Annotated in this window: 9 protein-coding genes; 1 reads left to right on the top strand and 8 read right to left on the bottom strand. The window is 55.8% G+C overall.

All coding sequences use genetic code 11. The features are described from left to right. A partial coding sequence (locus ACF8AM_RS06465; RefSeq protein ID WP_392554838.1) for a GxxExxY protein occupies positions 1-288 on the bottom strand: 288 nt, incomplete at its 3' end. Between the two features lie 525 nt (positions 289-813). On the opposite strand from ACF8AM_RS06465, the gene ACF8AM_RS06460 reads away from it, so the two are divergent. Then, positions 814-1,377 carry a reverse transcriptase domain-containing protein gene (locus ACF8AM_RS06460; protein WP_392554837.1) on the top strand — a complete coding sequence of 188 codons (564 nt, stop codon included), beginning with the start codon at positions 814-816 and terminating at the stop codon, positions 1,375-1,377. Positions 1,378-1,747: 370 nt separating this feature from the next. Here the strand turns inward: ACF8AM_RS06460 and ACF8AM_RS06455 are convergent, their stop codons facing one another. The 7 genes from ACF8AM_RS06455 to ACF8AM_RS06425 all read right to left on the bottom strand — a co-directional run bounded on the left by ACF8AM_RS06455 (position 1,748) and on the right by ACF8AM_RS06425 (position 11,411). Then, positions 1,748-2,272: a hypothetical protein gene (locus ACF8AM_RS06455; RefSeq protein ID WP_392554836.1), complete on the bottom strand. Its 525-nt coding sequence runs from the start codon at positions 2,270-2,272 to the stop codon at positions 1,748-1,750. Positions 2,273-2,578: 306 nt separating this feature from the next. Beyond that, positions 2,579-3,097 carry an AAA family ATPase gene (locus tag ACF8AM_RS06450; protein WP_392554839.1) on the bottom strand — a complete coding sequence of 173 codons (519 nt, stop codon included), beginning with the start codon at positions 3,095-3,097 and terminating at the stop codon, positions 2,579-2,581. Between the two features lie 845 nt (positions 3,098-3,942). Next, on the bottom strand, positions 3,943-6,135 hold the full coding sequence (locus ACF8AM_RS06445) for a M3 family metallopeptidase (protein ID WP_392554835.1): 2,193 nt from the start codon (positions 6,133-6,135) through the stop codon (positions 3,943-3,945). After that, complete coding sequence (cysN, locus tag ACF8AM_RS06440; RefSeq protein WP_392554834.1) at positions 6,132-8,075, bottom strand: sulfate adenylyltransferase subunit CysN; 1,944 nt, start codon at positions 8,073-8,075, stop codon at positions 6,132-6,134. The genes ACF8AM_RS06445 and cysN overlap by 4 nt, the downstream gene beginning before the upstream one ends. A 143-nt stretch (positions 8,076-8,218) precedes the next feature. Then, entirely contained in the window at positions 8,219-9,130 is a 912-nt protein-coding gene (gene cysD / locus ACF8AM_RS06435) for a sulfate adenylyltransferase subunit CysD (protein WP_392554833.1), read from the bottom strand. A gap of 104 nt (positions 9,131-9,234) precedes the next feature. After that, positions 9,235-9,930: a 16S rRNA (guanine(527)-N(7))-methyltransferase RsmG gene (rsmG, locus tag ACF8AM_RS06430; RefSeq protein WP_392554832.1), complete on the bottom strand. Its 696-nt coding sequence runs from the start codon at positions 9,928-9,930 to the stop codon at positions 9,235-9,237. Between the two features lie 182 nt (positions 9,931-10,112). Continuing rightward, positions 10,113-11,411, bottom strand: a complete 1,299-nt coding sequence (locus ACF8AM_RS06425; protein WP_392554831.1) for a tetratricopeptide repeat protein — start codon at positions 11,409-11,411, stop codon at positions 10,113-10,115. Between the last annotated feature and the right edge of the window lie 76 nt (positions 11,412-11,487).

Here is an 11,487-nt window from a genome sequence, read left to right as displayed (position 1 = left end):
GAAGTTAATCAGCAGTCCCGTTTTCACTTCGGCGATCTTCATGTGCGTCAACATTTGAGCTTCGTGAATGCCAGTCAACTGATTCACGCTCTTGAGTTCCAGAATAAGCGCGTCCTCGACGAGCAAATCGATACGGCAGCCGCAGTCGAGTTGGACGCCCTTGCATTGAACCGGCTGTGGATCCTGCAGCTTGTACCCGATTTCGTTCCGCGCGAGTTCATGAGCGAGGCACTGCTCGTATGCCGATTCAAGCAACCCTGGTCCCAGTGCACGATGGACTTCGATCACACAGCCAATCACGCAATGCGAAAGATTTATAAACCCCATCCTTCGTGCTCTTCGTGTCCTTCGTGGTTGTCATATTGCCGCTACAGAAGATTCCATTGTGGTACGGCAGCGATCACCCGGCCGCCGCGAGTGATTTACCACTTGTAAAAACACTACTCGGCGGCTCCGTGTGCAGTACGCCCGACATGGGAGTGATCTTGTGGGGTGAAAGTCCCCTGTACTTTGTTCGGGTTTCTTTCACGACGAGGCAGTCTACCAAATGTAACTCTGAAGAAAGACAGTACGAGGCCGACGACTCCAGGCCCGTCGCGAAGCGATTCATTGGATCGCAGTGGGCTGCTGACCAAGAAGCTGTACCGGAAGCCCGGCGGATGCCTTGATCGAGTTCTGAGCGGAGGTAGCTCAAGCGCTTGGGCGGGGACAGATCACGTGTCTCGGGGCAACGGTTGCCTCGCGACGTCCCTTATTCGGGGAGGACTTCATCCTGTGCCTGCCAGTAGAGCTTGCTCGAACGCGGGGCGAAGCGTGGCAACACGTCACAACAACCGATTGCTGAAGTTGACCGGACGCTACCTGCGAACCGGAGTGATGGTCGATGGTTTATGCCACCCCAGCGAAGAAGACGCGATGCAAGGTGGTCTACTTTCTCGGTTGCTTTCCAACATCTACTTGGATGATCTGGACAAGGAACTGGAGAAACGAGGGCCGCCATTTGTACGGTATGCCGATGACTTCGTGATCTTCACGAAGACAGAAGTTGCCGCGCAACGTGTGTACGCAAGCGTCAAGCACTTCTTGCGAGAACGCCTGAAGCTGACCGTCAATCACGACAAGAGCTCGATCCGTCAAACGGATGGACTGGAGTACGTGGGCTACGAATTTCGTGTCTTTGGCGGACAGATTCGAGTGAGCCTGAAGAGGCTCGACACTTTCAAGCGACGCGTCTCGAAAATCTTTCGCAAAAGCCGAGGCGTGTCGATGAAATCGCGGCTGCCCGAGTTTCGCTCTTATGCGTTGGGTTGGATGAGTAACTTCGCGTTGAATCAAGTCAAGACAACGTTCGTCAACTTGGACAAGTGGCTGCACTAAGCGATTAGGAAACCCAGTGGCGACGCGTCCGAGCTTGTTACTGGAAGCAGTGGAAGAAGTCGAAGACTCGACTGAAGAAACTGATTTCCTTGGGCGTGTCCCACCGTGTCGCTCGCGGATTCGCGATGAGCGGCAAAGCGCCCGAGCTAGTCTGACAGAACGGGGCGTCTTTCCATGACGTCAGGTGTCCAGCGGGCTTGATCGATCGAGTACTTGACCGCCGAGGGCTTGTTGAACCTAGAAGAGCGTTGGCACTCGTTTGCACCCTTGCGACGAATCGCCTAGTGCGGTCCAGCATGCTAGGTGGTGTGGGAGGGGTCCCGGGCAACCGGGCCCCTATCCCGATTGCGATGGTTCGTCCCGATTCCAGTCAGTTGTCAAACCAAAAGACCAGTCTTGAGCATTGATTGCCGAAACGATTGTCGATCGATGCAAGCAGGTCGATCAGAACCAAGAACTCAGGCGGGCCAGATGACAGATCATATCCGAAATGCGTGAGGCAATCCATGATCTCGGAATGTGATAGAAATGACGCGCCGTGATAGTCTGGGTGTTGAATCCACCGAGTTTTGCCCACTAAGACTTGGTCGGAGTCAACCACGACCGATCCTGGCGGAATGTCAGATTCCAGAATCCAGTCAGCAACATATTTTGCGAATGGTGAGCTTGGGTGGTCAACCACCAGTTGGTGAGCCTGTTCGAACAGCAAAAAACAGGCATCACGAGGGAACCCCCGCGCCGGAATCAACGATGACTCTCCATTTTCTGTTCGGACACCTGCCAGTGCAGCAAAGAGTTCGTAGCGACGCTCGACAACGTAGCCTCCGGAGATGACCGGTTGGTAACCCAGCACCGGATGGCGATATTCTACGTTGACATGTATGTCACAGCCCATTGAAGCAACTTAAGGGACGAACGGTAGAGATCAACTGGCAGCGGCCGGAGACCTCATCTCAAGAAAAAACCTTAACTTCGCCGCTCAGTTGCATCCCTTGGATCTGTGCCCGCCTCGTTCTCGCGGTACGGGTCTTCCAAAGACAGTTCACCGGATGCCGTTTCGTAGTACAGTCGACCGTTGATCGAATAGACGTTAGGTACGCCCAAACGCCTGCTCTCATTCTGGGCGTCCTCGACGGCAATTCCTCCGAGTCGGATGAGCTCATCAACGGTAGCGTAGGTCTTGGCAGTTAGCTTGGCCCGTCTAATCATCTTGCGATTGAACCGAGTTCAAAAAAAGGGAGTGGAGTGTTGAATCGCGAATCGTCACATGGGATCGTGACCCAATTGAAACATCCTGAATGCGACCACCACCATTGTACAACACACCCCAATTATCAGCCAATTCGCGATAGACTGTCCAGAAATTGGTGATACTTCGACCAAACCGGCGTCGGATATCGTTCACCGGAACATCGTGTCCGCCTTTGCGGACTCGCTCCGCCACTCGGGCGACGCAAACGTCTTCCGAGTCGACAAAAACAAATGCGATCGTGATCTCAAAGCCGCGTTGGCCCGCTTCAATCAGATTTCTGCGAAGAGATCGTCCCGATAGCGTCGATTCAACGACAAAGGACATTCCGCTTGCAAGGCATTCTCCTACACTTCGACTGAACTGTCGTCCTGCGGCAATCCTTGCAGAAGCGGGGTCTGCGGGACAAATCGATTCGGCGATTGCATCGGCTCCAATGTAGGGCACGGACTCAAACGCTGAGTATCGCATCGCGACTTGTCTTGCCGGATCCGTTCGGTCCACCGACGATCAAAAGATGCGGCGCGTCAGACAATCAACTCGCCTCCTGAACTTCGATGTTGTTTACACAGAACGTCGGACATCACGGGGCACGGGGAGTTGGCTATCCATCGCGAAAAAAGCCGCAAGCCGTGCTCCCGGCGAGTAGAAGCAAGGCCTCTCGAGTTTAGCGTACACGATCTTTTCTCTGTTTCCCACTGGTTTCCCTGGGGGTGCCCTCGTTCGTGACGCATGTTCGATTGAACCTTGAACCCTCTCAGAACCGGACTTGCGCTGTGAACGCATCCGGCTCCCAACCGACACTTCTCACCCGGCATCACGGTCAAGGTCATGCGATCCAGTCGATCATTCACCGGCATTCTGCTTCTGTGAGCAGCAGGTGGTCGACTCGATTCGCGTGCCGATCTGACCGCCTTCCCTCGTCCGACGTTACTCGGCGTCATCGGTACGACGCAGTCATCCGACTCCCTGAATGTCATTTGTCTTCGTCGCTTTTTCCACTTCGCAGACATACTCGATCGGCCAAGTTGGAATTCTTGGATTCGGTCAAGAACTCTCTGGGTCTCACTGGTTGCCTGATTGGCTTGATGTGGAATGCGAATGGGCCGCCGCCCCCGGGTCCCCGTTTGCTGCTCGTCACGTGACGCAGCAAGCGATGTTGCCTATACGAAGCCTGCCACACTCGATACTGAGCGCGCGGCGAACGCTTACCCAGGCGGGATTCCCACCCGCTAGCGGTCATCCGAATTCTTGGCGAATCCGGCTACGGGGTGGGATCCATGCGATCGCCATTCCGACGGCGATCGTGATTCGGATCATTCCGCGAAACCGCGTTTGCGGAGCAGGGCTTCGGTGTCGACGTCACGACCGCGGAAATGGCGGTAGGTTTCGACAGGATCAATCGTGTCGCCGACGCTGAGAATGTGATCGAACAACTTCGCGGCGGTTTCCTCGTCGAAGAAGCTTCCCGCCTCGACGAACATTTCCGCCGCATCCGCCGTGAGCGCGTCGCTCCAAAGGTAGCTGTAGTAACCGGCCGAGTAAGCGTCGCTGCTGAACAGGTGACTGAAGTGAGGCAGACGGTGACGCATCGGCAATTCGTCGGGCATGCCGATCTCCGCCAACGCCGACTTTTCAAACTCGCTGATATCGATGTCGCCAGCCTGCAACTGATGCAGCTTCATGTCCAGGATCGCACAAGCGAGATACTCAACGGTTTCGAACCCGCTGTTGAACTTTGACGAAGCTTCGATCTTGTCGAGCAATTCCTTCGGGATGGGCTCGCCCGTCTCGTAATGGGTCGCATAGCGGGTCAAGACTTCAGGAGTCGACAACCAATGTTCCAGCACCTGCGACGGGAACTCCACGAAGTCGCGAGCCACGTTGGTGCCGGACTGCGACGGGTAATGAACGCGACTGGAAAGCCCATGCAGAGCGTGGCCGAATTCATGGAACAACGTGGTCGCGTCGTCCCAGGAAATCAAAACCGGCTTGCCGTCCGCAGCGGGAACAAAGTTGCTGTTGTTTGAAACGATCGGAGTCCGCACAGGTACGTCCGCGGAGGCGGGATCAAGATCCCATCCCGATTGGCCTCGGTAATCCATCATCCATGCGCCGCTGCGTTTGCCCTCGCGAGCGAACGGGTCAAGATAAAAAAGTCCCACGTGGCTTCCATCGGACTTCTGAACCACTTCGTAGACGGTGACATCGGGATGGAAAACGGGCAAGTTGCCGATCGGACGGAATTGGAAACCGAATAATTCGTCTGCACACCACATCATCGCGTCGACCAAACGATCGAGCTGCATATAGGGACGCACTTCCGCCATATCCAAGTCGTATTTTTTCGCCCGGACTTTTTCGGCGTAGTAGCGATAATCCCACGGTTCGATTTTGATCTTCGGTTTGCCAGCCGCTTCCATCTCGGCGTCCGCAATCGCTTGCATGTCCGCCACTTCCGTCGCGACGCGCTGCACAGCGTGAGGCCACACTTTCATCATCAAATCCATCGCACGGTCGGGGGTGCCCGCCATCGTGGATTCCATGCGCCAATGGGCGTGGGTTGGATACCCGAGCAACTTGGCTCGCGCCGCCCGCAGGTTCAGGATTTCGCGAATGATGCTTTTGTTGTCGTATTGATCGTTGTTGTCACTGCGGAAGTAATAGTTTCGCCAAACCTCTTCCCGAAGCTCGCGATCGTCGGCATTGGTCAAGAACGGGTCCATTGACGAACGCGTGTTGGTGACGGCCCACTTGGCCTTGCCACCCTTTTCTTCGGCCGCGACCGCCATTGCATCGCGAGTCGATTGGGGCACGCCAGACAATCGCGACTCATCATCAATCCAAGTGACGTGCCCCTTTTCTTCTTCGAGAACGTTCTGGTTGAAGTCGGTGAACAACCGAGCCAATCGGGTGTTGATCTGGGACAATTTTGATTTGTCCTCAGGACTCAACCGCGCCCCTCGGCGAACAAAGCTTTTGAACGTCTCATCAAGCAGACGTTTTGCATCGTCGTCCAGCGTCACCGTCTTCTTCTCAAAGACGTCATCGTGAATCGCTTCGATCCGAGCGAACAACGCGGCGTTTTGGGTGACGGAGTCAGAATAGGCCGCCAACTTTGGCGTGATGCTGCGTTCCAAATCCGGGATCGGCCCGAGGTTCAGGTTACCAGCATGAACATCGAACAACACCTCGACTCGGTGCAGGGCTTGGCCGACCGTTTCCATCGCGAGAATGGTGTTCTCGAACGTGGGCGGTGCGGCCTGGTTGGCGATTTGATCGATCTCCTGTTCGGCCTGCTCAATCGCGGCGTCGAAGGCGGCATCAAATTCATCAACGCGAACTTCATTCCATGGCGGCACCCCACCATGAGGTCCCGGCCAGGGTTTCAGAAGCGGTGAGGAGGACAGAAGGGATTGCGAGCTGTTCACGGAAGATTCTTGTGAATAGGAAGGTTGGACCAACGCGATCGCGGCAAGGAAGCTTGCCGGAACAACACACCATCTCATTTGATGAACCCTTTTGATTTTAGAAGTTCCACCACCGCATCCGCACAATCAGCGATGGAGGTGGTGGAGGCATCCACGGTCAAATCTGGATCGGTTGGCACGTCGTATTTGGCAGTCACACCTGGAAAGTTGGACAGTTCACCCGCATCCGCTTTCGCGTATTGTCCCTTGGTATCACGTTCGCGGCAAACTTCCAAAGGAGTCGCCACGTGCACGACCAAGAACTGACCTTCACCGATCAGCTTGCCGACCTTCTGACGCACGTCCTCGGACGGTGCCACCAATGACGCCAAGCAGATCAGGCCCGCATCGTTCAACGTATGAGCCAAGTGACCGCTACGACGCAAGTTCTCGCTGCGATCATCCGCGCTGAAGCCCAAGTCTCGGCTCAACCCACGACGCACAAATTCGCCATCGACCACAGCCACTGATCGCCCTGCGTCAAACAACTTGCGTTCCACGGCACGAGCGATCGAAGTCTTGCCGCTGCCAGTCAAACCGGTCAGCAACACTGTCGCAGGTTTCTGTCCGAAGCGAGCTGAACGTTCTTCTTCGGTGACCGTTGAAAGCGCATCCGACGAGTCATCTGAAGACGCTTCCTCGTCCCATACCGATTTGTGACTTCCGGTCGTCCCGCGATCCAAAATCATGCCTGCGGCGACGGTCGCGTTCGTGATCCGGTCGACCAAGATGATCGCTCCCGTCGTTCGGTTGCGACGGTACGGGTCGTGGTGAATGGGTGCGGACAACGACAATCGAACCCGTCCGAATTCGTTCAGCTCCAACGTCGGTGCTGGCATGCGATGCAGATCGTTGACGTCAACCTTGTACGCCAATGTTTCGACATTCCCAGGAACCGTCTGCGTGGTGTGTTTGACGAGGTAAGTCTTGCCTGGAACCATGGCTTCTTCGTTCATCCAAACCAACATCGCTTCGACGTCGGATTCGCTTCGTGGCAAGTTGCCGCTGCGGACGATCATGTCACCACGACTGGCGTCGATCTCGTCTTCCAAAGTCAGCGTCACTGACAACGGGGCGTAAGCTTCGTCCAAGTTGCCATCGTAGGTAACAATTTCTTTCACCTTCGACTTCTGACGACTTGGCAGAACCGTGATCTCTTCGCCTTTGCGAATGATCCCGGACGCGATTGTTCCACAGAAACCGCGGAAGTTCAGGTTGGGGCGATTGACGTACTGGACCGGCAAACGGAAATCTTGCAGGTTGCGATCGGAACCGATGTAAACCGTTTCCAAGAAATTCATCAGTGTGCTGCCGGTGTACCACGGCATGTTCTCGCTGCGTTCAACCAGGTTGTCGCCGTTGAGTGCGCTGATGGGAATGAAGTGCAAATCAGGCAAATCCAAACGCGTCGCGAAATTGCGATAGTCTTCGCAGATCTCGTTGAACCGTTCTTCGCTGTATTCAACGCCATCGATGTCCATCTTGTTGACCGCCACAACAACGTGACGGATGCCCAACAACGAAACGATGAACGAGTGACGACGGGTTTGAGTCAGCACCCCGTGCCGGGCATCGATCAGGATGATCGCCAGATCCGCGGTGCTGGCACCGGTCGCCATGTTGCGAGTGTATTGTTCGTGACCAGGCGTGTCCGCGATGATGAATTTGCGTTTCGCGGTGCTGAAGTAGCGATACGCAACATCGATCGTGATGCCTTGTTCACGTTCTTCTTTCAGTCCGTCCATGAACAACGACGGGTCGAATCCACCGGCCACGCTGCCCTGACGAACCGAGTCACTTTGGACCTTTGCCAGTTCATCTTCGTAGACCAGCTTGGAATCATAGAGCAGACGGCCAATCAACGTGCTCTTGCCATCGTCCACGCTGCCGCAGGTGATGAAACGCAGCAATTGCTTTTGCTCATGCTGTTTCAGATAAGCATCGATGTCGGTGGCGATCAGGTCAGATTGATGGCTCATGAAAGTGTCTCAGTATCTCAGTGTCGCAGGGCCACAGGTTGGCAAATGGACGGGTGCATCAGAAAGCAAATTGAAGTGAATCAGGAACAAGTGGCATCGGCGCAGACCTGTGGTTCTGTACCTCTGTGTCCCTTTCAACCTTCCTAGAAGTAGCCGCGTTCTTTTTTCTTTTGCATGCCGACGCCGCCTTCGTCTTGGTCAATGATCCGACCTTGGCGTTCACTGGTACGTGTCAGCAACATCTCTTGAATGACCTCTGGCAACGTCGCGGCTTCGCTTTCGACGGCACCTGAGAGCGGGTAGCACCCCAGAGTTCGGAACCGAACCATGCGGGTCTCCTCTTTTTCACCCGGCAACAATGGCATCCGATCGTCGTCTCGCATCAGCAGCAACCCGTCGCGATTGACGACTTGGCGAGGTTGCGACAAATACAGCGGCACGATCGGGATGTTCTCCATGTGGATGTACTGCCACACATCCAGCTCGGTCCAGTTGCTCATTGGAAAGACCCGAATCGACTCGCCTTTGTTGACGCGTCCGTTGTACAGATTCCAAAGTTCGGGGCGTTGGTTCTTGGGGTCCCAGCGGTGTGACTTGTCACGGAAGCTGAAAACACGCTCTTTCGCTCGGCTCTTCTCTTCGTCGCGACGAGCACCGCCGAACGCGGCGTCAAACTGATACTTGTCCAGAGCCGCTTTCAGGGCGTCGGTCTTCATCAGCTCGGTGTGACGCTCGCTGTCTTCCCACGGGGGAATGTTGGCTTTCAAGCCTTCTTCGTTGATGTGAACCAAGACGTCCAACCCCAACTCCCCGCGAACATAATTTTCGCGGTGCTCGATCATGTCCTTGAACTTGTACGTCGTGTCGACGTGCAACAGCGGGAAAGGCAGCTTGGCCGGGTGGAACGCTTTCAAAGCCAGGTGAAGCAGCACCGCGGAGTCTTTGCCGATCGAATACAGCATCACCGGTTTCTGGAATTCCGAGACCACTTCTCGGAAGATATGGATGCTCTCGGCCTCGAGCTGTTTCAGGTGAGTGAGGCTGTAATCGGACATAGATATTCGGAAAAGAGTGAAACGAATCGGGTTCGCCGCGACATCGAGCGTGGCAGTATAGACGGGGTGCAGAATCGATCCAGCCGGAAGCTGCTCCAGCTAGTTCAACCCTTGTTCTTCTTCGTCAATTCCAAGATCACCCCTCGACTGACATCAGCTGCCTCGGGAGAGTCTTCCTCTGCAGCCTCGATGATCTCCGGGGCCACATTCCCGAGCGGGTAGGTGGCCACTACGCGAAGATCGAGGCCTTTGAGCACGCCGTGGTGCCGGGCTTCCCCCCGTTCTTCGACCCATTTGGGCCCTTTGATCAGCAACAATCGGTCGAATTGACTCCAATGGGGCTCCACCCAGCGGCAGAACTTTAGCAGGCTGCCAACCGCGCGGCTGACAATGGTGGTGAAACGAAAGTCTTCCAGCAGATCCTCGCCGCGAGCGGCATAGACAGGAACGGGCAGATTCAATTCCGTCACCAGTTCGTCGAGCACTTTGGCTCGTTTGCCAACCGATTCCGCCAACGCGACCTCGATGTCGGGCCGCAACATCGCCAATGGAATCCCTGGGACCCCGTTGCCGCTGCCCATGTCGAGGACTTCTTCACCGGGTTGGATCAGCTGCGCCAATTGCAAGCAATCACGTAAATCCCGGGTGACAAACAAATCCCACGTGGTGTGCCGGGTCAGGTTGATCTGCTCGTTGTACCGCCACAGCGACTGCGCGTACTGCTGCAGCGACATGCCCAAAGGCTCGTCGAGCTCGAGTCCGAATTGTTCCAAGGCCGTTTTGAATTCTGCGTCAATCATGCCCGCAGGTCATACCAGGGGCGACCGAAGCGGGGTCGCGGAACAGGGCCCCAGACTGGCCGAAACACCAAAAACACGACCGCCAGACGGACTTTGTGAGCCAAAATGGCCTGTGGACGACCGGTCGCGGGCATCCCGCAACGGTTTTACTGGCCAATGAGAACTCCGCTCAACACTCCCGATCACTCCGGCAGGCGGAAGTTCATCGGAGGTGTCGTGCTTTTGGCTTCCGTCGATCCCTCGGGAGAAACCGTTTTCACAGCCTCCGCAGGCTCGGACTCGCTCGATTCTTGAAAGCTCACCGCCGAGTTGCTGCCGGGCACGACGGGCTGTGTTGCACCAGGCTGCATGGCCCCCGGAGCAGCGTAGCTCGGTGGAGCCGCATAACTCGGTGGGGCTTGGTTGGCGCGATGAGCGGGAGCCGAGGCCACCGTGGCCACAGGGCCCGCTGCTGCACCAATTTCTTTGCCAGTCGCTCCCGCCGACGCAATGTTGGCGGCCGGATTCGTTCCCATTCCTGGGTTCAACTGAGCCAACATTTCACGCGATCGATCGATGGCACGCTTGGTGGCAGGATCGCCCGCCGCGGAACCCTCGTGTGCAACGGCTTGCTGCAGATGGATTTGTGCGTCTGCATTCTGCCCTTTTTTGTAGTGCAAGAACGCCATGTTGAAGTGCGCCACGGCAGGTTTGTTGTTGGCCGCCAGAACTTTGTAGGCCTCTTCCGATTGCTCCGACTCAAAGTACACGCTCGCCAAGTTGTTGGCATAACGCGAAGTGCCAGGTGCCAATTCCAAGGCTCGAGCCAAGGTTTGCACCGCCATGTCGTGCTGGCCCAGTTTTCCCAGTGTCAACCCCAGGTCGTTGTACAACGCGGCATCATTCGGACTTTGTGCGATCGCTTTCTGGAAGAAGTCCGCAGCCTTCTGATGATTGCCTTCCCGAAAATGCAAACGAGCCACGCTGGTCAACGCTGACGCATGATTGGGAGAGGATTCGAGTGCCTTGGAATAGCTTTCCATGGCCTTGGTCAGATTGCCGGTCGATTCCCACAATTGCCCGTTGGCGACCAAGACATCAGGGCCCAATTGGCCAGGTTCGTGTTCCAGCGAGAGCGGATCGTCACTGAGTTCGGATTCTTTGGAATCACGACCAAACCAACTGGCAACCGTCCCCGTCGTTTTTCCCCACGCGCTCTTGGTGGCGTTGCCGACGCCGCCGGCTGCCTTGCCGACCGAGTCTCCCGCCGAAGCGATGAAACTGGGGCCTTTGTTCGGTTCGCTCACCGTGGCTGTTCCTTTGCCCGCAAACGGATTCAAGGAAGCCAATGACATCGAGCGAGTGGCACAACCGGTAGAGGTCAACGTGAGGCAACCACCCACAACCAACGAAAAAATCCATTCGCGTTTGGCTGGATGAGTCTTGCGATTAGCGTTTGGCTGAAGTGTGGCGTCCTTGTTTAACACTTCGTTGAGGAGCATTTGTGTCCGATCATTTCAACGGGTGCCGACCGTCTCTCACGTGTTTGAAACGGGCGTTTTGTTGGAAAAGGTGATC

The sequence above is a fragment of the Rhodopirellula sp. JB055 genome (genome assembly GCF_043100905.1).
GTDB lineage: Bacteria > Planctomycetota > Planctomycetia > Pirellulales > Pirellulaceae > Rhodopirellula.
Note: the sequence above shows the minus strand (reverse complement) of the source record. Positions and strands in the feature narration are given on the sequence as shown.